This window comes from Kitasatospora sp. NPDC057738 (genome assembly GCF_042798815.1).
Classification (GTDB): Bacteria; Actinomycetota; Actinomycetes; order Streptomycetales; family Streptomycetaceae; genus Kitasatospora; species Kitasatospora lactacystinica.
In genome coordinates, this window is sequence record NZ_JBHVJT010000098.1 from 1 (window position 1) to 23948 (window position 23948).

Annotated in this window: 19 protein-coding genes and 1 tRNA gene; 7 read left to right on the plus strand and 13 right to left on the minus strand. The window is 76.2% G+C overall.

The window, feature by feature from the left end:
* Nucleotides 1–255 precede the first annotated feature (255 nt).
* The gene (locus ACFVGO_RS35535) at nucleotides 256–510 is read right to left on the minus strand and encodes a hypothetical protein (RefSeq protein ID WP_380636250.1); all 255 of its coding nucleotides are present in this window, start codon (nucleotides 508–510) and stop codon (nucleotides 256–258) included.
* A 295-nt stretch (nucleotides 511–805) separates the two neighbouring features.
* Nucleotides 806–876, minus strand: a tRNA-Cys gene (locus ACFVGO_RS35540).
* A 308-nt stretch (nucleotides 877–1184) separates the two neighbouring features.
* Here ACFVGO_RS35540 and ACFVGO_RS35545 point away from each other — a divergent pair.
* Nucleotides 1185–1895, plus strand: coding sequence for a hypothetical protein (locus ACFVGO_RS35545; RefSeq protein ID WP_359915096.1), 711 nt, complete (start codon nucleotides 1185–1187; stop codon nucleotides 1893–1895).
* 7 nt (nucleotides 1896–1902) lie between these two features.
* Here ACFVGO_RS35545 and ACFVGO_RS35550 read toward each other — a convergent pair whose 3' ends face one another.
* Together ACFVGO_RS35550 and ACFVGO_RS35555 are read right to left on the minus strand one after the other, a co-directional pair.
* A complete protein-coding gene (locus ACFVGO_RS35550) occupies nucleotides 1903–2562 on the minus strand; it encodes a polysaccharide deacetylase family protein (protein ID WP_380636252.1) in 660 nt (219 codons plus the stop codon).
* Nucleotides 2563–2823: 261 nt separating this feature from the next.
* Complete coding sequence (locus ACFVGO_RS35555; RefSeq protein WP_359915091.1) at nucleotides 2824–3561, minus strand: DUF4232 domain-containing protein; 738 nt, start codon at nucleotides 3559–3561, stop codon at nucleotides 2824–2826.
* Between the two features lie 472 nt (nucleotides 3562–4033).
* Between ACFVGO_RS35555 and ACFVGO_RS35560 the strand changes: the two genes are divergently transcribed.
* The 4 genes from ACFVGO_RS35560 (at nucleotide 4034) to ACFVGO_RS35575 (ending at nucleotide 8654) form a co-directional block, all read left to right on the plus strand.
* Nucleotides 4034–5527: an SDR family oxidoreductase gene (locus ACFVGO_RS35560; protein ID WP_380636254.1), complete on the plus strand. Its 1494-nt coding sequence runs from the start codon at nucleotides 4034–4036 to the stop codon at nucleotides 5525–5527.
* 171 nt (nucleotides 5528–5698) lie between these two features.
* On the plus strand, nucleotides 5699–6118 hold the full coding sequence (locus tag ACFVGO_RS35565) for a YciI family protein (protein ID WP_359915086.1): 420 nt from the start codon (nucleotides 5699–5701) through the stop codon (nucleotides 6116–6118).
* Nucleotides 6091–7422, plus strand: a complete 1332-nt coding sequence (locus ACFVGO_RS35570; RefSeq protein WP_380357061.1) for an RNA polymerase sigma factor — start codon at nucleotides 6091–6093, stop codon at nucleotides 7420–7422. The genes ACFVGO_RS35565 and ACFVGO_RS35570 overlap by 28 nt, the downstream gene beginning before the upstream one ends.
* A gap of 149 nt (nucleotides 7423–7571) precedes the next feature.
* Nucleotides 7572–8654, plus strand: coding sequence for a hypothetical protein (locus ACFVGO_RS35575; RefSeq protein WP_380636256.1), 1083 nt, complete (start codon nucleotides 7572–7574; stop codon nucleotides 8652–8654).
* A 160-nt stretch (nucleotides 8655–8814) separates the two neighbouring features.
* Here the strand turns inward: ACFVGO_RS35575 and ACFVGO_RS35580 are convergent, their stop codons facing one another.
* From ACFVGO_RS35580 to ACFVGO_RS35600, 5 genes are all read right to left on the minus strand, one after another.
* On the minus strand, nucleotides 8815–11115 hold the full coding sequence (locus ACFVGO_RS35580; protein ID WP_380636258.1) for an FtsX-like permease family protein: 2301 nt from the start codon (nucleotides 11113–11115) through the stop codon (nucleotides 8815–8817).
* Nucleotides 11112–11798 carry an ABC transporter ATP-binding protein gene (locus ACFVGO_RS35585; RefSeq protein ID WP_359915139.1) on the minus strand — a complete coding sequence of 229 codons (687 nt, stop codon included), beginning with the start codon at nucleotides 11796–11798 and terminating at the stop codon, nucleotides 11112–11114. The genes ACFVGO_RS35580 and ACFVGO_RS35585 overlap by 4 nt, the downstream gene beginning before the upstream one ends.
* A complete protein-coding gene (locus ACFVGO_RS35590) occupies nucleotides 11795–12328 on the minus strand; it encodes a PadR family transcriptional regulator (protein ID WP_359915136.1) in 534 nt (177 codons plus the stop codon). The genes ACFVGO_RS35585 and ACFVGO_RS35590 overlap by 4 nt, the downstream gene beginning before the upstream one ends.
* A gap of 130 nt (nucleotides 12329–12458) precedes the next feature.
* Complete coding sequence (locus tag ACFVGO_RS35595) at nucleotides 12459–12959, minus strand: hypothetical protein (RefSeq protein ID WP_380636261.1); 501 nt, start codon at nucleotides 12957–12959, stop codon at nucleotides 12459–12461.
* 53 nt (nucleotides 12960–13012) lie between these two features.
* Nucleotides 13013–13732: an aspartate/glutamate racemase family protein gene (locus ACFVGO_RS35600; RefSeq protein ID WP_380636263.1), complete on the minus strand. Its 720-nt coding sequence runs from the start codon at nucleotides 13730–13732 to the stop codon at nucleotides 13013–13015.
* 139 nt (nucleotides 13733–13871) lie between these two features.
* Between ACFVGO_RS35600 and ACFVGO_RS35605 the strand changes: the two genes are divergently transcribed.
* Nucleotides 13872–14174 (plus strand): hypothetical protein, encoded by a 303-nt coding sequence (locus ACFVGO_RS35605; RefSeq protein ID WP_359915130.1) that lies wholly within the window; start codon nucleotides 13872–13874, stop codon nucleotides 14172–14174.
* Here ACFVGO_RS35605 and ACFVGO_RS35610 read toward each other — a convergent pair.
* The 4 genes from ACFVGO_RS35610 to ACFVGO_RS35625 form a co-directional block, all read right to left on the minus strand.
* On the minus strand, nucleotides 14161–14973 hold the full coding sequence (locus ACFVGO_RS35610; RefSeq protein ID WP_359915127.1) for a maleylpyruvate isomerase family mycothiol-dependent enzyme: 813 nt from the start codon (nucleotides 14971–14973) through the stop codon (nucleotides 14161–14163). The genes ACFVGO_RS35605 and ACFVGO_RS35610 overlap by 14 nt on opposite strands.
* A gap of 139 nt (nucleotides 14974–15112) precedes the next feature.
* Nucleotides 15113–16018, minus strand: a complete 906-nt coding sequence (locus ACFVGO_RS35615) for an ABC transporter ATP-binding protein (RefSeq protein ID WP_380636275.1) — start codon at nucleotides 16016–16018, stop codon at nucleotides 15113–15115.
* A gap of 44 nt (nucleotides 16019–16062) precedes the next feature.
* A complete protein-coding gene (locus ACFVGO_RS35620) occupies nucleotides 16063–18897 on the minus strand; it encodes a hypothetical protein (protein ID WP_380636265.1) in 2835 nt (944 codons plus the stop codon).
* 127 nt (nucleotides 18898–19024) lie between these two features.
* Entirely contained in the window at nucleotides 19025–22429 is a 3405-nt protein-coding gene (locus ACFVGO_RS35625) for an FtsX-like permease family protein (protein WP_380636267.1), read from the minus strand.
* 351 nt (nucleotides 22430–22780) lie between these two features.
* On the opposite strand from ACFVGO_RS35625, the gene ACFVGO_RS35630 reads away from it, so the two are divergent.
* The gene (locus tag ACFVGO_RS35630; protein WP_359913208.1) at nucleotides 22781–23791 is read left to right on the plus strand and encodes a helix-turn-helix domain-containing protein; all 1011 of its coding nucleotides are present in this window, start codon (nucleotides 22781–22783) and stop codon (nucleotides 23789–23791) included.
* Nucleotides 23792–23948: the final 157 nt, after the last annotated feature.

Sequence of the window (23948 nt, forward strand, 5' to 3'; positions counted from 1 at the left end):
GACCCCCCCGGGTCCCGCCCCCCCCAACCCCCCCCCTGGCCGGTCCGGTTTTCGGTGCCGCAGATGCCGCCGGGGCCGCGGTCGGGCGACGGGGCGCCGGACGAGTTCCTGGTGGTCGGCGCCCTCGGCCCGGGCCGGTGTTCCGGATCGCGATCCGCACGCCCCGGCACGCCCCGGCGCGGCGAGCAGGTCCGTGCGCAGCGGCCCGTCACCGGCCTCGCGCGGGAGCAGGTCGTGCGGGCGTTCCTGCCCGCCCTACCGGGACGGCGCGGCCCCGACCAGGGCCCGGCACTTCCGGCACGAGGCCGGGTCCCCGGGCTCGAAGTGGCACAGGAAGACCTTGAAGCAGCGGAGCCCGCACAGGGTGCGGGGCCTGCCGCGGCTCAGGTCCCCGGCGTGCAGGACACCGGGCACCCCCTGGACCCCGACGGCGGGGAACTCGGCCGGCTCGCGCGCGGTGGCGAAGGGTCGGGTCCCGTCCGGGGCTCCGGTGTCCGGGCTGTCGGTCATGCCGGGCAGCATGCCACGGTCGGGGACCGCCGTCGGCGCCGGGCTCCCACCGCGGGTCGGCGGGCCTTGCGCGCCGGTGAGCGGGGCCTGCCGTGCGCGGCGGGCGGTCGAGCGGGCGGCGGCCCGGGGTCGCCGGGGCTGATGCCGGGTCAGTACTCCCGGGGAGGCCCCCGGCCCGGGCCTCGCCGTCCGGTCGGGGGCGGCAGCCGGGCTGTTCCTGCGGTGGGTTGACGGACCGCCGGCCGACACGGGGCCGACCGGCGGGACACACCCCGGCACCGGCGGACAGGAGAAAAGGTGGAGACAGGAATCGAACCCGTCTGAACGGTCCTGCAAACCGTCGCCTCGCCACTCGGCCACTCCACCTCGACAACGGTGGAAACATTACACACGTATGAACCGGAACTCTCCGGAAGTGCTGGATTTTCACTCCGGAAGGCTCTTAATGCTTCTAGTGTTATTTCTCTCGACATGGCGCCGAAAGGGCCCGGAGGCCGACACGGGGAAAGTCATGTTGCGCTAGCCTGTGCCGATATCTCCAACCCGATGGGATTTCATTGATGGCCGTCGAGGAATCACGGTTCACCCGTATCACGGAGCTGCGTGGCGAATCCGCCACGAACCGGTGCCAGTACAAGAGTCTGCCCCTGCGCGACCTTCCGCCGCTCGGTGTCGTGCGTCGCGCGCGGATCGCCCGCGAAGGCCTGCGTGAGCGCCGCGCCGACATTCCGGCGCCCGGCCGTCCCTCCCGCTTCGCCGAGGGGGACTGGGTCCGGGTGAAGGACGAGGCCGTGGTGCGCGCCACCCTGGACGCCAAGGACCGCCATCGCGGCCTGTGGTTCACCCGGAGCCAGTGGTCGTTCTGCGGCGGCGTCCACCAGGTCGAACGCGTCGTGCGCCGCATGATCGACGACCACTACCGCGTGCGGCGCCTGTCGGGCACCGTCGCCCTGGCCGGCGCCACCTGCCACGGCGCCGACGGGACCCAGGGCTGCGGCATGGAATGCGCGCTGCTGTTCCGCGACGAATGGCTGGAGCCCGCCCCCGCGCCGGTCCCCGCCGCCCGGCCGGTCGCCCTGTGGGCGACGGTGCGCAGCCTCGCGGAGATCCACGCGACCCTCGGCTCCGACGGGCGCCTGCACGGCGTCCCCTTCCAGCCGGGGATGGAGCGCCACGCCGGCACCCGTCACGGCGCCTCCGAGCTGCGTCACCGGTCCCTGGCCTGGTGGCAGCACCCCACCGGGGGGCGCTGGTTCATCCTCCAGGGCCTGCGCTGCGGCGGCGAGCCGGCCCCCACCGGCTGCGACCGCCGCTGCGCCCTGCTGTGGCACGAGTCCTGGCTGCGCCTGGAACCCGCCGCGGAACCCTCCGCCGCCGGCCGCTGAGCGGCCGTCAGCGCCGCCAGCGGTCGCGCACCAGTTTCGCGGTCAGGTGCAGCGGTCCGTCCCGGTCTCCGACGTAACATCGGGGAAGCGCGTACACCCCGCTGTGGGGCCCGGGGCTGACCGCGCACCCGTACTCGTAGCCGGCCTGCTCCACCGCCTCCACCGCGGCGTCGTCGAGCGAGCCGTACGGGTAGCAGAACCCGCCGACCTCCCGGCCCGTGAGGTCCTCCAGCACGTGGCGGCTGTCGGTGACCTGGGCGGCGAGGTCCCGCGCGCCCAGGCCCGCCAGCCGCCGGTGGGTCAGCCCGTGCGAGCCGATCTCCACCCCGGCGGCAGCGGCTTCACGGACCTCGTCCGCCGTCATCAGCGGCTTGCGCGGGCCCTGCCGGTCCCAGTCGTTGTATCCGCCGAGCCGGCCGGCCACCACGTAGACCGTCGCGGTGAAGCCGTACTCCGCCAGTGCGGGCATGGCCTCCTCCAGGAAGTCGCGGTACCCGTCGTCGAAGCTGAGCCCGACCAGGCCCGCCGCGGTGCCGTCCCGGTGGGAACGCATCAGGGCGCCCACCGACACCCCGCGCAGCCCGCGGGCGGACAGCCAGCGCAGCTGGCGGCGGAACCGCGCGGGGCCGACGGTGATCAGATAGGGGTCCTCGACCGTCGACGTCACCGAGTGATACATGAGTGTCCACGGGAGGCTTCCCGCACCTGCGCCGGTCTCCCTTTCCGGACTATTGCGTGGTCGAATGATTTGCATGTTCCGCTCCAGCTGTCCGGTGGCACCGCCTGTGCAGGTGGACCCGAGGAAATTGCATTCTGGCAGCGTCGGACCCCGCTTCCATTCGCGCCAGGCGACTCCGCTTCATTTCACCCGGATGCCGGAGCGGGAGTCGGGGCGGGTGCCGCCGGGGCGGGCGGGCCGGTTCCGGGACTACTTGGGGGCGGCCGTCATGGAGGCGACGGCGTCCGCCACGCTGGAGCGGTAGTTGCCCATCTTGGGGTTCAGCACCCGCACGCCGCTGTCGAGCGGGAAGTTCTGGGTGTTCGCGAGGGGCATGTTGGTGCCCTCGTCGTCGGCGAGCACGTTGATCTCGTTGATGCCGGGGGTGGTGCCGGTGGTGGCGCCGCTCGGGTCGAGGTCGATCACCGCGTAGGCGTTCTGCCCCGCAGGGACCGTGAAGCGCTCGGTGCCGCTGGCGAGTATCGGCTTGACGTTCTTGCTCTGGTCGGGCGAGACGGAGTCGCCGAGGTCGACCCCCGGGGAGGAGCTCAGGCTGCAGGCGCTCGCACCGGTGTTGCGCACCTCGATCACCCGCTGGCCGGCCGCCCCGGCTCGGGCCGTCACCTTGATCGAGAGGTTCTTGATGTCGCACGGGTGGGCGGCGGCGCCGGCACTGCCCCCGTCGGACTTGGTGCCGCCCGGGGTGCTCGCGCCGGACGGCTTCTGCGGGGCGGGCTTCGTCGCCGCTCCCGTGGCCGGTGCGCCCGTGGGGGCGCCGGAGGCCGGGCCGCCCGCCGTCGGGGGCGTGACGGCCACCGTGGCGGCCGCGGAGGCCCCCGGGCCGCCGGCCGTGTCGGTGTTGTCGGGCCCGCAGGCGGTCAGCGCGAGGCCGGCTCCGACGACGAGGGCGGCGGAGGCGAGCAGCTGGTGACGGTGGCGGACGGACATGGTGGCTCCCCGATAGCGGTGCGTGCTGACTTGCGTGGACACCTCACAGGACGGTCGGTCGACGGCTTTTGGTGGCATGCACAGCGTCACAATCATCAGGACAGGATGAAGATCGGATCGTGACATTCCGTCAAGTGCGTGCGGGTGGACGGCCGGCCCGGGATCGGCTCGGCGGGCGGCGGGTGACGGGCGGCGGGCGGCGGGCGGCGGGCGGGGCCGCGAGGGCGGCCGGGAGACGGACGGCGACCGGCCGTACGGCCCGGGGCATGCGGGCCGGGGCATGCGGGCCGGGGCATGCGGGCCGCGGCCGGCCGCGCGAGGCCCGGCCGTGTGGCCCGGCCGAGGCCCGGCTCGGGCGACCGCGGGCGCGGCAGCGGGCGCGCCGGGCCTTCCGGTGCGGGAACGTGGAACCGGACGAGGACTTCCCGGCCCGGCGGAAGCCCGCGGGTGCTGCCTCCGGAGAGGAGTCGACATGGATCCGTTGCGGCCCGGCCCGCTGCGCTGCCTGGTGACCGGGGCGACCGGCTACATCGGCGGCCGGCTCGTGCCCGAACTGCTCGCCCGCGGGCACGCCGTGCGCTGCCTGGTGCGCGATCCCCGGCGGCTGCGCGACCAGCCCTGGCGGGCCCGGGTGGAGACCGCCACCGGTGACGTCACCCGCCCCGCCACCCTCGCCGGGGCCTTCGACGGCATCGACGTCGCCTACTACCTCGTCCACTCGCTCGGCACCGGACCGTCCTTCGAGGCGACCGACCGCGACGCCGCCCGCGCCTTCGCGGCGGCCGCGGCGGCCGCCGGCGTCACCCGGATCGTCTACCTCGGTGGCCTCGTCCCCGCCGGGGTGCCCGAGGCGGACCTCTCCCCCCACCTGCGCTCGCGCGCCGAGGTCGGCCGCGTCCTGCGCGCCGGCGGTGTCCCCACGGCCGAACTGCGCGCCGCCGTGATCATCGGCTCCGGCAGCGCCTCCTTCGAGATGCTGCGCCACCTCACCGAACGCCTGCCCGCGATGGTCACCCCGCGCTGGGTGTCCACCCGGATCCAGCCGATCGCCGTCCGGGACGTCCTGCGCTTCCTGGTCGGCGCCGCCCACCTGCCGCCCGGGCTGAACCGCACCTTCGACATCGGCGGCCCCGACGTCCTCACCTACGAGCAGATGATGCAGCGCTACGCCCGCGTCGCCGGGCTGCGCCGGCGCCTCGTCGTCCCCGTGCCGGTCCTCACCCCCCGCCTCTCCAGCTACTGGGTCGGCCTGGTGACCCCGGTGCCGGGGTCCATCGCCCGGCCCCTCGTCGAGTCCCTGCGCCACGAGGTCGTCCGCGGCGAGCACGACATCGCCCGCTGGGTGCCCGACCCGCCGGAGGGCCTGACCGGCTTCGACCGGGCCGTCACGCTCGCCCTGCGCCGGATCAAGGACGCCGACGTCGCCACCCGCTGGTCCTCCGCCTCGCTGCCCGGTGTGCCCAGCGACCCGTTGCCCACCGATCCCGACTGGGCCGGCGGCAGCCTCTACCAGGACGTCCGGGAACGCGTCGTGGCCGCGCCGCCCGCCGCCGTCTGGCGGGTGATCGAGAGCATCGGCGGCGACAACGGCTGGTACTCCTTCCCGCTCGCCTGGGCCGTGCGCGGCCGGCTGGACCGCCTGGTCGGCGGCGTCGGACTGCGCCGGGGCCGCCGCGACCCGGCCCGGCTGCGGGTCGGGGACTCCCTGGACTTCTGGCGCGTCGAGGAGATCGAACCCGGCCGGCTGCTGCGCCTGCGGGCCGAGATGCGCCTGCCCGGGCCGGCCTGGCTCGAACTCTCCGTCGCACCGGACGGGGACCGCGGGACCCGGTACCGGCAGCGGGCCCTGTTCCACCCGCACGGCCTGGCCGGACACGCGTACTGGTGGGCCGCCGCGCCGTTCCACACCGTGGTGTTCGGGGGCATGGCCCGCAACATCACCGAACGCGCCCGCCGGCAGCCCTGATCCGGCCGGACGCCGGCCGGGCCCCGGCTCCCCGGCGTGCGGCGCGGGCCCCCGTCGCAAAGAAACACGAAGAAAATGATCCTGGTCCGTCCACCGTGTCGATCCGCGGCCGCGCCGTTCGACCTGGGACCGGAAGGGTCGAGAGGCGACCCCCGAACGAGGAGGCCGGAGATGGCGAAGTACATGCTGATCATGCGGGGCACCGACGAGTCCGTCGCGAAGATGATGGAGACGCCGTTCGAGGAGATGCTCGAAACGGTGGGCCGTTTCAACGAGGAGCTGATCCGGGCGGGCGTGCTCGTCGCCGCCGAGGGGCTGGACGACCCCTCGCAGGGCGTGGTGGTGGACTTCGGCGGGGAGACCCCGGTGGTCACCGACGGACCGTACGGCGAGACGAAGGAGCTGTTCGGCGGCTTCTACCTGATCGATGTCGCCTCGAAGGAGGAGGCCGTCGAGTGGGCCAAGCGCCTCCCGGCGCTGCCCGGCTCGAAGTGCGAGGTCCGCCGCGTGCCGGGCATCGAGGAGTTCCCGCAGGACAACGAGTGGATCGTCAAGGAGCGGGCGTGGCGCGAGCGGACCGGCCAGCTGTGACAGCCGGGGCCACCGACGGCCCGCCGGTCGCCGAGTCGGCGCGGCGGGCCGTCGAGGCCGTCTGGCGGATCGAGTCCGCACGGATCGTCGGGGCGCTGGCCCGCTACACCGGGGACTTCGCGCTGGCCGAGGACGTCGCGCAGGAGGCGCTGGCGGAGGCACTCGTCACCTGGACGCGCGACGGTGCGCCGGCCAACCCGGTGGGCTGGCTGCTGGCGACCGCGCGGCGGCGGGCCATCGACGCCTTCCGCCGCGGGTCGGCCCTCGACGAGCGGTACGCCGTGCTCGCCGGCCGGCTCGCCGACGGCCAGTCCAGCTCGGGCGCGGACGGCCCGCCCGGGCCGCCCGACGATCTGCCCTGGGACCCGGACCGGGTCGACGACGACGTCCTGTCCCTCATGTTCGTCGCGTGCCACCCGGTGCTGTCGCCCGAGGCCAAGGTGGCACTCACGCTGCGCGTGGTGGGCGGCCTGTCCAGCGAGGAGATCGCCCGCGCCTTCCTCGTGCCGGTACCGACCGTGCAGGCCCGCATCACCCGGGCGAAGAAGACGATCGCCGCCGCCCGCGTGCCGTTCGAGCTGCCGCCGCCCGAGGAACGGCCGGGGCGGCTCGGCGCCGTCCTGAGCGTCCTGTACGTGGTCTTCACGGAGGGCTCGACGGCGACGGCCGGCGACCACCTGCTGCGCCCCGACCTCGCCTACGAGGCCGTACGGCTGGCCCGGGTCCTGGCCGCCCTGCTGCCCGGGGAGCCCGAGGTGCACGGCCAGCTCGCGCTGTTCGAGCTCACCGCCGCGCGCTTCCCGGCCCGCACCGGGCCCGACGGCGAGGCGGTGCTCCTGGAGGACCAGGACCGGCGCCGGTGGGACCGCTCCGCGATCCGGCGCGGTCTGGCCGCGCTCGGCCGCGCCGCCGCCCTCGGGCGGGGCCTCGGACCGTACGGTCTGCAGGCCTCGATCGCCGCCTGCCACGCGACGGCGCCCTCGGTGCCGGAGACCGACTGGGACCGCATCGTGCTCCTGTACGAGGCGCTCGGCCGGGTGGCCCCCTCCCCCGTCGTCGACCTCAACCGCGCGGTGGCGGTCGCGATGGCGGGCGGACCGCGGGAGGCGCTGTCCATCGTCGACGACCTGGCCGCCACCGGCCGCCTGTCCGGGTCGCACCTGCTCCCCGGCGTGCGCGGCGAACTGCTGCTCCGCCTCGACCGCACCGCCGAGGCCCGTGCCGAGCTGGAACTCGCCGCCCGCCTGTGCCGCAACTCCCGCGAGCGGTCGGTGCTGCTGCGCAAGGCGGCCGCGCTGGGGTGACGTCCGCCGGCCCGGCCGCCCTCCCCCGCCAGCGCCACCGCCGCCGGCCGCGGCCGCGGCCGGCGGAATTTCTGCTTCCTCTTGCTCTCCTGCCTCTGGTATGACAGCACCTGGCCCGATCGGGGCCACCTGAACAGGGGGATTCTGTCGTGCTGAGGACCACCCGCCGACGCCGGGTACGCGTCGCTTCGCTGCTGGCCGCCTCGGTGGCGCTCGCCACCGTGATGACGGCCGCGCCGGCCGGGGCCGCGCCCCGCTCGACCGGGAGCGACGCCGCCCCGACGGCCGGGCTGAACCTGATGCTGCGCGCCGATCCGTGGAAGGTCGTCCAGACCCGCCGGGCACCGGACGGCACCTGGGACGCCGCCAGGGAGATCCCGCAGTTCGGCGGCTTCCGGTACTGGACGACCGTCGTCGACTCCGGGCGGCTGCGGCTGTTCGGGCTCCGGAGCTCCGGCCCGATGAGCGTGCAGTTCGTCCAGTCGACGCAGCAGTCCGACGGCAGCTGGTCCGCGCCGACCCCGATGCGGGGCCTGGCGGAACTGCCCGTCTCCAGCGAGTACTTCCAGCTGGGTACGGCCGGCGCGGCCATGGTGGACGGCCGGGTCCAGCTGGCGGCGGTCGACCCCTCGGGCCGGCTCGTCCACACCGTCGAGAACCCGGACGGGAGCTGGCAGCCCTGGGGAGCGATCAGCGCCCCTCCGGGACTCGGCTCGGACAAGTACTTCAGCCTGGCGACGGCCGAGGTGAACGGCGAACTGCACATCGTGGCCACCATGTGGAACGACGGCAGCGTGCTCCACACCATCCGGCACGCGGACGGCACCTGGGCCGGCTGGGGCAACATCATGGGCGCGGCCGGGACCCCCTCCCCCTGGGGCTGGCCGCACGACGTGGTCGCGGTGGGCATCAACGGCGCGCTGCAGGTCGCCGTGGTGAACAACAGCCAGATCGCCGTCTACCACACGATCCGCAACTCCGACGGGAACTGGGCCGGCTGGGGGCCCATCGGCCAGCAGATCCTCACCCAGCCCTTCTACGTGTGCGGCGCCGACGGCGCCAATGTGAACAACGAGCTGCAGCTGCTCTTCGAGACCTGCGCCAACAGCGGCTCGCTCTACCACACCATCCGTCACGCGAACGGCAGTTGGGACCGGGCCGGCTACGTCCAGAGCGCCGTCGACCTCTCCCCCTGGCGGCCCGTCGCGGACGGATCGGCCGTCGGCGGCTGACCGTCCCGGGCCGCCTCCCCGGCCGTCTCCCGTGCCGCCGTCCCCGTGCCGCCGTCCCCCGTACGGCCGTCCCCCGTGCCGCCGTCTCCCGCCCCGGCGCGGGAGACGGCCCCTCGCGGGGACCGGCCGGGGTGCGTCGGGGCGCCGCGCGGGATCCGGGCTACTCGTAGCGCAGCGCGTCGGGCCGCATCAGCCGCAGGAGTCGCGGCAGTCCGAGGGCGGTGGTGAGGAGGACCGCGCCGGCCGCGATTCCCGACATGGCCAGCATCGAGCTCCAGTCCACGTTCCATGGGACGCCCGCCGCGTACTGCAGCACAGCCCCCATCAGCAGGCCGCCGACGGCCGCCAGTACCAGGCCCAGGGCCATCGGGAGCAGCGTCTGCCAGAGCACCGACAGGCCCAGGACGCGGCGGCGGGTGCCGACGGCGTTCAGCACGCCGAGCACGCGGCGCTGTTCCCGGAAGCGCTCCAGCTGGCCGACCAGCAGGCTGAGGGAGACCAGCAGGAGGGTGATCGCCGATCCCGCCGTCAGCAGGCGCTTGACCGCGAGGTAGGTGGGGTCGAGCGTGTTGTCGAGCGGGAACCCGGTGCGGGCCTGCGGGTCGATCGCCATCACGGCGGTGGTCAGCTGCTCCTCGGGGTCCGTCAGGCCGTCGGCGAGCGACACCAGGACGGTCGCCGGCTGTCCGCGCAGCGCCTCGGCCGGCACGGCGGCGGGGGTGAGCAGCAGCAGGCCGGATCCGAGCCGCCCGTTGGGGTCCGCGCCCTCGACGGCGGTGACGGTGGCCGTCACGGCGGGCAGCGGGAAGGGGGCCGGCTCGCCGGCGCCCCGGAAGTAGGCGGCGTGGACGGTCGTCCCGGGCCGGACCGGTTCGGCGCCCGGCCGCCCGGCCGGGCCCTGGACCGCGAAGGCGTCGCCGTCCTTGCAGTCGGGCAGGGTCGCGAAGCCGCGCAGCACCGTGCAGGAGGCGATCCGGACCGAGGGCAGCTGCCAGGACCTGGCCGTCCCGCTCTCCAGGGAGAACTCGGTGTACGCCGCGGTGGCCTTGACCCCGGCGCTGAGCGCCAGGCGTTCGGCGATGCCGTCGGCGGTGGGCGCGCCGCCGGGGAAGGACACCGACTGCTGGTACGGCCCGGCGGCGGGCACGCCCCGGGTGATGCCCTCGTACTGTGTGCTGATACCGAGGAAGAGCGTCTGCAGGGCGATCGCCCCGGCGATCGCCACCACGACGCCGCTGACCGCCGCGGCGGCCGGTCCCGAGCCCAACTGCAGGCGGCGGGTTGCCAGTTGCCAGGAAAGCCCGCCGCCGCCGGCCCGTCGGGTGACGGCCTCCACCAGCCACGGCAGGAGGGTGCAGAGGCCGATCAGCGTCAGCATCACGCCGGCCGCCACGAGGAGCGATCCGCGCGTGCCGTTCACCGGGTCGAAGAGCGCGAGGGCGAACACCGTCAGGGCCAGGCCGGCCAGCGGCAGCACCAGGCGCCATCCGATCCGGCGGCGGCCGGGGCCGGAGCGGCGGACCACGCCGAGCGGGTCGACGGTCGCCCGGCGCATCGCGAGCAGGGTGACGCCGATGCCCATGAGCGGCACGACCACGGCGATCGCGGCGGCGACGGCGGGCTGCGGTGCGACGTCCTCGGGGTAGAAGCTGAATCCGGCGAGCCGGATCCGTCCGATCGCCTGTCGGCCGATCAGGAAGAGCGCCGCGCCGGCGGCCAGGCCCAGCACCGCGCCCACCAGGGACTCCCCGGCGGCGAGCCGGCGGTCGCGCCGTTCGCCGCCGAAGCGCGCGGCGGCGGCGAGGAAGACCCCGACCGGGGCCAGCATCACCGTCAGGCCCACGGCGTTGAGCAGGATCAGCTTCGGGTCCATGGATTTGGGCGGTGAGAAGTGGCCGAACCCGGTGATCCGGACGGCGCCGGTGTCCACCGAGAGGCGGTCGCCGCCGAGCACGAAGTCGGCCTGGCCGGGTCCGAGCAGCCCGGCCGGGCCGATGGTGCCGACCACGGGGTGGGGCAGGCGCTCGCGCAGCAGCTGGTTGGCGGGGTCCTTGAGCAGGTCGGCCAGGGCCGGGGAGACGGCCATCTCGCCGGGCTTCGGGTAGGCGGCCACCCCGGGCGGCAGCGCCGCGTTCGGGCCCTCGGGCTGGACGATCCGGCCGCGCACGGGCGTGCCGTGGAAGGTGGTGTCGGCGACGGCCACGAGGACCGTCCGGTCGCCGGGGGCGGGCAGGTCCTCGTCCCGGAAGGTGTCGTTCTGCGTGTACAGGCGCTGGTCGCGGTGGTGCACGATGCCGGGGAAGGAGGCGGTGAAGAGCAGCAGGGCCACTCCCAGGCCGACGCCGCAGGCGGTGAGCAGCAGTCGGCCCCAGCCGTCCTGTCCGCTGGTGACGGCCAGTCGGGCGCCGAGGGCGAGCTGGTCCAGGGCGGGCCGGCGGACCTTCGGGTCGGCGGCGCTCACCGGGCGCCCGCCAGGTCGCGGGTGCGGCCGTCGCGGACGACGACCTCGCGGTCCGCGTAGGCGGCGACCCGCGTCTCGTGGGTGACCAGGAGGACGGCCGCGCCGGTCTCGCGCGCGGCGAGGGTCAGCAGCTTCATGACGCGTTCGCCGTTGAGGGTGTCGAGGGCGCCGGTCGGCTCGTCCGCGAACACCGCCTTGGGGCCGGTGATCAGGGCGCGGGCGGCCCCCACCCGCTGGCCCTGGCCGCCGGACACCTCGCCGGGGCGCTTGGCGGCGACGTCGGCGACCTCCAGTCGTTCCAGCCACTCGCCGGCGCGGGCCTCGGCGGCCTTGCGGCGCATGCCGTTCAGGCGCAGCGGCAGTGCGACGTTCTCCAGGCAGGAGAGTTCCGGGACGAGCTGGCCGAACTGGAACAGGAAGCCGAATTCGGTGCGCCGCAGGGCGCTGAGCTCGGCGTCGGTGCAGGTGGTGAGGTCACGGCCCTGGTAGCCGATGGTGCCGCGGTCGGGGCGGGTGATGCCGGCGAGGCAGTGCAGCAGGGTGGACTTCCCCGAGCCGGAGGGGCCCATGACGGCGACGAGTTCGCCGGCGGCGACGGTGAGCGAGGCGCCGGCGAGGGCCGGGGTGAGGCCGAAGGACTTGTGCAGGTCCTGGGCGGTGAGCAGGGGTCCGGCGCTGGTCAACGTGGGGTCTCCGTGAGGCGGGCGGTGAGGTCGTCGAGGCGGGCGGCGGTCAGTTCCAGCCAGCGCAGGTCGGCCTCCAGGTGGAACAGCGCGTGGTCGCAGATCAGTTCGTCGGCGAGGTCGCCGGCGAGCTTGCGGCGGGTCAGTTCGCGCATGGTCCGCAGGTGTTCGGCCCGCTGGGTGTCCAGGACGTCGGCGGCGGAGCGTCCGGTCAGGATGGCGAGCACGACCTTGTGGTAGAGGGTGCTCTGCAGGTACGGCTGCGGGTCCTCGGGCTGGTTGAGCCAGTCGGCGAGGTCGGTGACTCCGGCGTCGGTGATCGCGTACCGCTTGCGGTCCGGGCCGCCGCCGGCCTCCACGCCCTCCACGACGACCAGGCCGTTCTTCAGCAGCCGGGAGAGCGTCGCGTACACCTGCCCGTAGTGCAGGGAGCGGTCGCGCCCGAAGTGCTCGTCGTAGAGGCGTTTGATGTCGTATCCGTGGCGGGGCTGGGCTTCCAGGAACCCGAGGAGCATCTGTCCGAGTGACATGATCAAGGACTATACACACCATGTATACATGGTGTGTATAGCGAGGCGGGCCCCGGCGGCGGGGCCGGGGGAACCGGCCGCACCCGCGAGGGCTGCGGCCGGCGGGCGGGCTGTTCCCGTCCCCGGTCGGTCAGGCGTCCGGCTGGGTGACCGTCAGCCCCCAGTGCACGTCGGGAGCCGACGCCTTCACCCCGACGTGGAAGGACCGGCCCTGCTCGGCCGTCACCACCGCCGAGCCCCTGTCGACGGCCTCGGCCGGACAGGGCACGGTGAACTCCACCGGGGTGGTGTCGCCGTAGTACGGCGTGAAGGTGACCCGCACCTCGCCCGCGCCGCCGCTGCCGCCCCGGCAGCCGACCGTCACGGTGACGGGCGGACCGGCCGCGTACGCGCCGCCGGTGACCGCCCCGCCGTCACCGATCCAGTCCGGGATCCAGATCAGCCCCTCCTGCCCGGGGTAGGGCAGGATCTCGCCCGTCCCCGGCGTCCCGTACCCGATCTCCCCGATCTCCCCGGCCTGTCCGATCTCCCCGGCCTGTCCGGCCTGTCCGGCGGACGCCGGGACCGCCGTCACCGCGATCGCCGCCACCGCCGCGACCGCCGTCGTCCAGGCGAAACTCGCACGCCTCATGGTCATCCCCTCCGTGGTGCCGGGCCCGGGCGTCCCGACGCACCCGCACAGTGTCATCCGGCACCGACAGCGCCGCCTGAGTACGGATACTCAGGCGCCGCCTGCGCGGGCCGTGACACCGCGGCGGCGGCAGCGGCGCGCAGCCCGAGGGCCGGGCTGGACAGGACCGGTACCGCGGTCGCGGTCGCGGTCCGCTGCGCGGCGTCCGCCATGGACGCCTGGGCGAGGACGACGGCGTCCGCGTCGACCACGGCATCGACGGCGGTGGCGATCGCCGTCAGGTAGCCGGCGCGGTCGCCGCTCTCGAACCGCTCCCAGGCACCGTCGACCACCGTGGCCGTCACCGTGACCGGCCGGCCGGATCGGGCGGCCTCCTCGTCGACGAGGGCCGTGGTCGGGCCCAGGGTGCCGGGCAGTGCGGCGATCACGGCGATGCGTGTCGCCGCTCGGCCGCCGCCGGGCGCGACGGCGACGGCGGCCGCCGCCATCGGACGGTCGACGCGCAGCACGGGCACTCCCAGCGCCGCGGCCCGGGCCTCCGCGACGCCCCCGATCGTCGAACAGGTGCACAGCACCGCCGCGGCCCCGGCGGCGATCGCCGGGGCGAGAACCCGGTCGATGTCCCCCGCGACGGCCTCCGGCCCCTCCGCCAGGGCCCTGGCCAGCAGCCCCTGCGACACGACGTGCCGCAGGGACAGCCCGGGGTGCTCGCGGTCGCGGAGCGCGTCGAAGACCGGGACGTGGACCGGGGAGGTGTGGAGCAGCGCCAGCATGCGCGCGATGCTAGCGGCCCCGGCGGCCGGGCCCCGCCGCCGGGAGGGCGCCGGGGGCGGGGGTGTCAGGGGTGGGGGTGGCTGGGCCGGATGCCACGGTGCGGGTGCAGCGGACGGGTCGGGCGGCGAGGTTGTGGAGATGGACACCGTCATCGTGCTCGAACCCGATACGCCGACCAATGTGCGGATCCTCGGCCCCGACCGCGGGCCGGCGGACCCCGGGAACCCGGTGCGTCTGGCGCACTGCGCCCCCGCGGAGGCCTCCGGCGCCTGCGGCCCCCTGACGCTGTGCGGCCTGAGCACCTCCGACATGACCCTGGCCCCTCGCCGCTCCCCCGCGCCCGGCGGGCCCCAGTGGAACGCCTGCGGGGCGTGCCGTGAGGCCGAGGGGGGCGCGGTGGCCGCCGGTGCCGGGCCGGCGCGCGGGTTCAGGGGGCTGTGAACAGTCCGGGGAAGGACGGGGCCAGCCAGGGCCGGCGGCCCCAGGCGAGCACCTTGCCGCGGGCGATGGCGCCGGCGGTGGAGCAGCGGCCCAGGGCGAGGAGGAAGAACGCCACCGGCTCGACGAGGATCGTGCAGTCGGGGCGCCGGGGCGGCTCCTGGCTGACCGCGACGGCGCCGTCGGTGAAGGTGACCGCGAATCCGCCCGCGCCGCGCAGCCGCAGCCGGTAGCAGGCGCTGTGGCCGGCCGCGGTGCGGGCGTCCGCCACCAGGGGCATGGCCGTTCGCAGGAACGGCATGGTCAGCCCGACGCGTTGCCGGTCGATCGGGTGGGGCCGGCCGAGCGCGACGGCGACGTCGTAGAGGTGGGCCAGCATGTGGGTCAGCAGGTAGGCGCCGAGGGTGTCCAGATCCATCGGGCCGAGCGGGGTCAGCATCGGCTCGGTGCCCGTGCGCGGGCCGGCCGCCGCCGCGAACTCCCCTGCCTGGCGGGCGATTTCCTCGGCGAGTACGGCCGGGTCGCGTTCGGGTCGCGCGGCCAGCGAGACCTCGTTGGCCGCGGCCAGCGCGCCCGGGGTGCCGTCCCCGTACGGGCGTTCCTCCCCGGCGGCGAGGGCGGCCATCAGTTCGTTGGCCATCGCGAGGTGGGCGGCGGCCTCGGCGACCGTCCACTCGGCGCCGGGGATGCGGATGTCGCCGCGGCAGTCGGCGAGCAGGGGGACGGCTTCGTCGCCGACCGCGGTGACGGCCTGGAGGAGCGCTGTGCGTGTGGCGGAGGGAGAGTGTTGGGGGAACGTCATGGTGGTGAGACTGGTCGACTCCCGCACCGCTGTCCAGCTCCCTGACAGGGCCGGGGGAACGGGTGTTCCTGTCGGTCGGCGGGCGGGCGGACGGCGGGTTGGACGGCGGGCGGACGGCGGGTCGGGCGGCGGGCGGAGGTCAGCCGCCGTCCGCGGTGGGCCCGGCGCCCGGCGGGCGGTCGTGGTCGGGCCACACGGTGATGTGGTCGTGTTCGAGGACCAGTCGCACGCGGTGCGCCAGGCCGAGGGATTCCGTGAAGTCGCGCGGCAGTTGGAGCCGGCCGACCCGGTCCAGCACCGTGTACTCGACGGGTGCGCCGTCACCGTCGCCGTCGGCGGCCGCAGGGCCCCGCAGCACTTCGGTGGAGGTGCGCCCGTCGCGGATCCGTACCGTGCGGCGGACCTGGTCGGCCACCAGGGCGTCGTGGGTGACGATCAGGACGGTGGTGCCCAGTTCGCTGTTGGCGGTGCGCAGGGCGGTGAAGATCTCCTGCGAGGTGGCGGTGTCCAGTTCGCCGGTGGGTTCGTCGGCGAGCAGCAGGCGGGGTTCGTTGGCGAGGGCGACGGCGATGGCCACCCGCTGCTGTTCGCCGCCGGAGAGCGCGGCGGGGGTGCGGTCGGCCGCCTGGGCGATGCCCATCAGGTCGAGCAGTTCGGTGGCCCGGGCGGCGCGGCGGCGGCGCGGTACGCCGGCGTAGCCCATGGGCAGTTGGACGTTCTCGCGGGCGGTCAGGTAGGGCATCAGGTTGGCGGCGGTCTGCTGCTGGATCGTTCCGACGGTGCGGCGGCGGTAGGCGGTGCGTTCGCGCCGCTTGAGCGCGCCCAGGTCGGTGCCGTCGACGGTGGCGGTGCCGGCGCTGGGGGTGTCCAGGCCGGCGAGGATGCCGAGCAGGGTGGATTTGCCGGAGCCGGAGGCCCCGACCAGGGCGGTCAGTTCGCCCTCGCGCACGGTCAGGTCGAGTCCTTGCAGGGCCTGGACCTCGACGCCGCCGCGGGCGGTGGTGCCGGTGCGGTAGATCCGTACGAGGCTCTCGCAGTGGACCATGGGCCGGTCGGTCCCGGCGGCGGGTCGTTCGTTCTCACGGGTGGTCACAGGGCCTCCCCCAGTCGTAGGACGGCGCCCAGGGCGCGGCGGCGGGCGATCGCCGTCTCCAGGGCGCCGGCCGCCGTCACCAGCACGGTCAGGGCGAGGCCGAGCGCCGTGGTGGTGGTCCAGTCGGTGTGTGCGGCGGGTTCGAAGGGCGCTCCGGTGAGCGCTTGCAGCCGCAGGCCGGGGCCGAGTGCCCCGGGCAGCAGCAGGCCCAGGGCGGTGCCGCCGGCCGCGGCGGTGAGCAGCAGCGGCAGCGGGTGCAGCAGTTGCAGGGCGAGTACCGAGCGGCCGGTGAGCCCCAGGGTGCGCAGGTAGGAGGTGACGCGGGCGCGTTCGGTGGCGCTGAGGAGGAGGTCCAGGACGAAGGCGCCGAGGGCGAGCAGCAGGGCGAGTGCGGTGGTGACCTGGAAGGCGAGCTGGACCGAGCGGACCAGTCCGTCGGTGCGCAGGGCCTCGAACTCCGCGGCGTGGTCGATCAGTTCGACCCGCGGGCCGGTCCTGCCGGTGGGGGCGAGCTGCGGGGTGGCCGCGGTGCGCACGGCGGCCCGGTCCAGCGGTGGGGCGCCGGCGGCCGGGTGGAGCAGGAGTGCGGAGGGGTGGCCGGGCTGTGCGGGCAGGCGTTGTGCGGAGGGGCCGGTGAACAGCAGCAGGGCGCCGGGGCGCGGCCCGTTGCCGAGGACCGGTCCGAGGACCGGGTCGCGCAGGGCGTCCTCGGGCAGGGCGCCGATCACGTGGACCAGGACGCGGCTGGTGCCCAGGGCGGACAGTTCGAAGGTGCCGTCGGGGAAGCGGGCGGCCAGGGCGGGGTCGGCCAGGGCGGTGAGCACCGGTTCGGCGCCGTTCTCGCCGGTCTGCCGCACTGGTGCGTCGGCCCCGTCGGCGGCCAGCAGGGCGCGGGCGAGCGGGGAGGAGGGGCGGGCGGCGGACAGGGCGGCGGCGTCCAGTCCGACGAGTTGGGCGCCGGGGAAGGTGGTGCCGTCGTCCTGCGAGGTGAGTTCGCCGCTCGCGCCGGTGACGGTCACCTGGTGGCCGACGGTGGGGACGTGGGAGAGGTCCTCGGGCAGTCGGTCGCGCGGTCCGACCAGGGCGAGCGGTGCTCCGCCGGTGCGCCAGTCGGCGCTCTGGGCGCGGCTGTCGGTGACGGTGCGCGAGATCCCGGCGCCGAAGACGCCGTAGCCCATGGCCAGCGTCAGGACCAGCAGGGCGAGTGCGGCCGTGCCGGTGTGCCGGCCGGCCTGGGCGAGTGCCACCAGCGGGACCGGGCCGCGCGAGCGGCGCGCCCAGTGGGCGGCCCGGCGCAGCAGCGGGGGCAGCAGGCGGAGCAGGACGAGCGCCGCGACCAGGGCGAGCAGGACCGGGGTCAGGGCGAGCGGGAGGTCGAGGCCGGAGCCGGCGAGGGCGCCGCGGGTGCGCAGCGCGGTCAGTGCGCCCGCGGCCAGCAGCAGGGCCAGGGCTTCCAGGACGAGGCGGCGCGAGCGTGCCGGGGGCCGGGTGCGCGGGGCGGTGGTGAGCAGGGTGGCGGCCGGTGCGCACCAGACCAGCAGGGCGGCGACGGCCGCCGGCAGGGCGGATCCCAGGGCGGTGCCCTGGGGCGTGGTGGCGCGGGCGATCGCCCAGCCCGCGGCGGCGCCGGTGCCGACCGCGACCGCGGCCTCGGCCAGCAGGCGGCCGGCGATCCCGGCGGTCCCGGCGCCGCGGGAGAGCTGGAGGGCGATGGCGCCGGCCCGGCGGCGGGCGCCGAGCCGTGCGGTGGCGACGGCGGTGGCCACGACCACGGCGAGAAGTCCGACGAGCGCGAAGCCCTGGAGCTGTTGGGCGCGTCCGCGTTGGGCGGCGTAGGCGTCCAGTTCGGGCGTGAGCCGGTCGGTGACGGCGATCTTGGGCACGATCTGGCCGGCGAGTGTGCAGAGGCCGCCGGTTTCGTCCCCGCAGCGCTGGGCGGTGTCGGCGGCGCGCAGCCCGGCGAGGGCGGCGCGCAGTTCGGCGGTCCCCGTGGCGGTGGCGGCGGGCCCGGACCGGTCGGTGGCCACGGGCAGGTCCCAGGCCAGTTCGAGCGGTACGGTGCCGCGGCCCGCGACCTGTTCGATCCCTTCGGCGCTGGTGAGGAGTTGGCCGACCAGTTGCTGGCCGGTCTCGGCCGGGACGGTCCAGGGGGCGACGAGCATCGGGAACTGCTGCCAGAGGCGGTCGGCGCCGTGGTCGGTGCGGAAGACGCCGACCAGGAGCACCGGGGTGGACCAGCCGGTGCCGGCCAGGCCGAATCGCTGACCCGTCGTCAGGCCGAGGCGGTCCCTGGTGGCTTCGGAGACCGCGACCTCGACGGCGGGCGGCTGTCCGGGCGGGTCCGTCGGGTCGGGTGCGGGTTGCCGGGGTGCGCGGCCCTGGACGTACTCGACCGGGCCGTGGGCGTCGTCGGGCTGGGCGTGGACCAGGCTGAGCCCCGGGGGCCGGCCGTAGGGGGTGGGGACTCCGGGCCCTTGCGCCGCGGCGGAGGGGGCGCTCACGCGGCCCTTCGGTGTGCCGAGCGCGGCGGCCAGTCGCGGTCCGGCGGCGGCGCGCACCGCGTGGCCGGCCTGGTCGAGGTCGCGGTCGAGTGCGCCGGGGGCGATCCGGGGCCTGGACGGCAGCGGGACGGTGGTGGACGTGGCGGTGATCAGCGGGCCGGACAGCTGGGCGCGGGCGACCCGGTCCGCGAGCGCGCCGGCGGCGAGGCGGTCGAAGCGCGGCGGCCAGCTCAGCGGGATCGCCGTGAGCAGGACGGAGAGCAGCGCCAGCCCGGCCGCCACCGGCCAGGCGATCCGCGCCTCCCGTCGGATCAGGCGCAGTGTCAGCATGCGGGGCTCCCGCCGTCGAAGCGTCCGTTGCGGGGCGGGGTGCCGGGTGCGGTGCCGGGCCCGGGGGCGCGCCCGCTGCCGGGCGCGAGGCCGGGCCCCGTCCCGGGCCGCCGTCCTGGCGTCGGGCTCATCCGTCCTCCCCCGCGCGCAGGGCCCGGACCAGGTCGACCCTGGCCAGCAGCCGGGTGAGGACCAGGACCGTGAGGGCCAGCAGCAGGCCGCTGGCGAGCGTGGTGAGCGCGGCGGCCGGCCGGCCCGGGGCGGTGGCCAGGGCCGGGAAGACCGGGCCGGAGCTGTCGTCGAGCACGGTGAGCGGCAGCAGCAGGGCCGTCAGGAGCAGGCCCAGCAGGCCGCCGAGCAGCACCGGGGGCACCGTCACCGCCACCTGTTCGGCGCGCAGCATCGCCGTCAGTTCGCCGGTCCGTGCGCCCAGTGCGCGCAGTACGGCGAACTCCCGTTGCCGGGAGCGGGCCGCGCCGACCGCGTGCAGGGTCAGGGCGGTCACCGCGAAGAGCGGGGCGGTGGCCATGACCAGCAGCCAGGCGCAGCGCAGTCCGGCCCGGAACGGGTCGTCGGCCAGGTCGGCGGCGAGCCGCTGTGCGCTCTGGGCGCGGCCGAACGCGCTGTGGCCGTCGACGGCGGCCCAGGTGGCGGCGGGGTCGTCGCTGGCCAGCCACCAGTGGGTGTCGACGGGCGGCGGCGCGCCGGTGAGCGCGCGGTTGGCGGCGAGCGCGGGCAGGTCCAGCAGCAGGTGGCCCTGGCCGCGGCCGTAGCCGGGCAGGGCGTCGACCTCCCCGGTGATGCGGACCTTCTGGTCGCTGTCGCGGTCGCGGTCCCAGGTGAGCCGGATGGTGTCGCCGACCTTGGCGTTCACCGCGTCGAGCAGGGTGCGGTCGGCGATCGCGGACAGGACGGGCGGGGCGCTCCCGTCCGGGGTGCCGGTCGGGGTGCCGGTCGGGGGGCGCACGGCGAGGTACGTGTCCAGGGCGGCCGGGTCCAGGGCGTTCGCGGGGTTCTGGGAGCGCAGCACCGCGTGCAGGAGGCCGGGTCCGCGGCTGTGCCAGGTGCAGGCGGTGGCCCGGTCGTCCTGGGCGCCGCCGTCGAGCACCGAGGCGGGCCGGGCGTCCGGGGCCGGGTCGCCGGTGGGGCAGCCGAGTGCGGTGGGGCTGACGAAGGGCGCGCCGGAGCGGACCCAGGACCGGTCCGGTCCGAGGGCGAGGTCGGTTCGCCGGTCGCCGGTGACGGCGCTGATCCGTGGCAGGTCCAGCTCCAGGGTGGTGCGCCGGGCCAGCGGGCCGGGGAAGCGGACGCCGACGCGGGCGAGGGTCAGCGGGTAGCTGCGCCGGCCGCCGTCGGCCAGGTTCACGGTCAGCGGGTGGGGGCGGCCGTCGGCCGTCAGCGGGAGGGTCAGCTGCTCGGTCAGCCCGTCGGCGTCCTGGATCCACAGCAGCAGGCTCGGGCCCCGGTCCGGCGGTGCGGGGTCGGCGGTGGCCTGGACGGTCAGCTCCAGGGCGGTGGGCTCGCCGGGGATCGCGAGCCCCTGGGCGGGCGCGGCGGTCAGCGGGGCCAGCAGCGCCGGTGCCGGGCGGTCGGCCTGGTCGGGGCGCAGGGCCGGCAGGGTGCCGGAGGCCGCGGCGGCGGCGGTGTCGACGGCGACCGTCCGGACCACGGCGCTGCCCACGTAGGCCGACTGGTCGGCGACCGGGGTGAGGGCCGTGACGCCCGGCAGCGCGGCCAGCGCGCTGTGCCGCTGCGCCGCCGCGCCGGTCACCCCGGACAGCCGCAGGTCGGCGCCGACGGTGAAGGCGGCCCGGTCGCGGTCGCCGGCCGGCAGTGCGGCCAGGACCCCGGCGGCCAGGCCGGCGCAGGCCACGGCCAGGAGCGTGACCAGGACCGGGACCGCCTGGCGGCCGGCGTCGCGGCTCAGCCGCCAGGCGCCCAGTGGCGCGACCAGGCCGCGGGAGCGGGCGGCCGCCCGTTCCAGCAGCCGTCCGGCCGGCGGCAGCACCCGCAGCGCCAGCACCGCGCCGGCCACCGCCATCGCCGCCGGGGCGAGCACCAGGACCGGGTCGACCCCGGTGTCGAAGCCAGCACCCGCGCCGGGCACCACCACGCCCTGGTAGTGGCGCAGTTGGAGGAAGCCGAGGACCGCCACGGCGAGCAGCGCCAGGTCCGCTCCGGCCCGCTGCAGGCCCGGCCGAAGCGGGCGGCGCCGGCGCAGCGCCTGCCGGGCGTGCGGGTCCCAGGCCTGCCGGGCGAGCGGCAGCAGCAGGGCCGTGCCGTGCACCGCGAGCGCGAACCCGGCGGCCCACCAGGCGGTTCGGCCGTCGGCCGCGGTCAGGCCGTGCGCCCCGGCGCCGCGCAGGACGGCGGCGAGCAGCGGCTCGACCAGCAGCAGCCCGCAGGCCGCCGCCGGCACGGCGGCCACCGCCCACTCGCCGGCCGCCACCGCGAGCAGCCGCGCCAGGCCGGCTCCCCGGGAACGCTGGAGCGCCTGCTCGACGGCGACCGCGTCGGCCAGCCGACGGGCCGTCAGAACCAGGACCACCGAGGCGAGTACGGCGAGCAGGGCGAGCGGAACGGCGATCTCGGCCCTGGCGGCCAGGGCCGGCACCGCCTGGCCGTCGACCGCGGCGGGCAGCGCGCTGCGCACCCTGGTGTCGGCCAGGGGCGGGGCTGCGCCGCGGTAGACCGAGCGGGCGGTGTCGGAGCCGGCGAGGACGGCCACCCGGTCGCGCAGCGCGGCGAGTTCGGGCAGGCTCGACCGGCCGGTGTCGGGCAGGGCCAGCCACACGGCCTGGGTGCGGCTGCCGAACGTGGGCAGGGCCGTCAGCTGGGCGCCGTCGGCCAGCAGCAGGGCGCGGTCCGCGCCGTCGGCGCCGGCCAGGCCGTTCCAGAAGGCGTCGGCGGCCGGGTCGGGGCGGTAGACGCCGGTCACGGTGAGCGTGAGCGGGCCGCCGGTGGCGGGGTCCGGGACGACCGCGGTGCTGCCGCTCGCCAGGCCGAGGCGGTCGGCGACGGTCTCGGGGAGGGCGACGCGCAGGGCGTTCCCGGGGGCGTCGGCGGGGGCGTCGGCGGGGGCGGCGGAGGACGCGGTGGCGGTGGCGGCGTCCGGCCAACTGCCGCTGCTCAACCGGGCGTAGCGGCCCGGGTCGGGCAGTGCCACCGGGAGCCCGGGCAGCCCGGTTTCGGTGGCCTGCCGGCGCGCGGCGAGCGGCAGCGGCAGGTCCACGGCGATACCGGCCCGCAGCGCGGTCTCGGAGCGGAAGGGGACGCCGGCCATCGCCCGGACCAGTGCCGCGTGCACCGCCCGGTCGGCCGCGGGCAGGCCCTGCGCCGTCCAGCGCGCGGACACCTCCACCGAGCGGCCGGCGTCGGCGGCGAGGCGCTGGCGCACCCCGGCCGCGGCGGCCGACTGCGCCAGCCCGGCCACCGCGGCCAGCACCGCCGTCGCCACCAGGATGCTCACGGCCACGGCCGCCAGCACCGCACCGTGCCGCCCGATCCGGCGCCCGACCCCCGCCAGCACCATCCGCCACTCCCCTCGGCGCCCTCCGCTCGACTCCGGGGCGCACGTCACGGGACCACTTGCGGCCCAGAGCTGAGGTTCTATCACAACGAACCATCAGTGGTCTGTACCAATCAGGTCACGGTCCTTCCCGTACAACCCGAACCGCCCCCGCCGTGTCGAACTGCCGCGAGGAGGAGGAACGACGGGGCGGGGCGGCAGCCACGCCGCCGGACGCCGAGGAGTCCGTCAAGTGCGGGGCCGCGGGGGGGACCTGCCGGCCCGACAGGGTAAATCGCGTGAGAGAGGACGGAGTTGTCCGTGGGGGTGGAAGTGTCCATGGGGGTGGAAGTTTCCGTGGGGGTGGAAGTTTCCGTGGGAACGGAGAGCACGGCCGGGGGCGACGGTCCGTCGGCGGAGGAGCGTTTCGAGCACTGGCGGGACCTGGTCGGACGGACGCGGGTCTGCGACGCGACCAGCGCGCACGTCGACAGCTTCACGGCGCAGGTGCGTCGGGTCGAGCTGGGGCCGGTGGCGCTGCTGGGGACGTCGTTCCCGTCGGCGAGGTTCCGGCGGACCGAGCGCATGGTGCGCCAGTCGGACGAGGAGCTGTACCACCTGACGCTGCTGACGGCCGGCGGCCAGGCCCTGAGCCGCGCCGACGACCAGCGGGAGACGATCGGGGTCGGGGACCTGACGATCGTCGACAGCTCGCACCCGTACGACGTGCGGTGCTTCGGCGCCGGCGACCCCGGCCAGGAGCGGTTCGGGGCCGCCGGCGTGGGCGTCGACCTGCCCGCCTCGCTGCTGCCGGTGCCCCCGGACCGGCTGCGCGACCTGCTCGGGCGCGGGCTGTCCCGGCGGGAGGGGACGGGGGCGCTGCTGGCGGAGTTCCTCCTCGGCCTGGACGGCCGGGCCGCCGAGCTGACACCGGCGGAGGCGTGCCGCCTCGGGACGGTCGTGGTCGACCTGGTGGGGGCCTGGATCGCCGGGGAGCTCGACGCCGTGAACGCGCTTCCGCAGGACTCCCGGCAGCGGACCGTGGTGGAGAGCGTCCGGGCCTTCGTCCGGCACCACCTCCACGACCCCGGCCTGACCCCGCCGGTGGTCGCCGCCGCCCACCACATCTCCGTCAGCCACCTGCACCGGCTGTTCACCCGGCACTCCCAGGGCGAGACCCTCGCCGCGTTCATCCGCGGCCAGCGGCTGCGCAAGGCCCACCGCGACCTCGCCGACCCCGCCCTGCACGCCCTGTCGATCCAGGGCGTCGCCGCACGCTGCGGCATCCCCGGCGCCTGCGAGTTCAGCCGCGCGTTCAAGGCGGCGTACGGCCTCTCGCCCCGCGAGCACCGGCAGCGGGCGCTGTCGGCGGCGGCGCGGGAGTAGCCGCGGGGCGCGGGACGGGTGCCCGGCCCGCGGGCGGTGACCGCTGCCGGGCGGCACGGCACGGTCGCACGAACCCTCCCCGGACCCCCCCCAGTTTGGGGAAGGGTCGGGAACCAGGGACCCCGGATCCGACACCCCCATGGCCCCTACCCCCTCC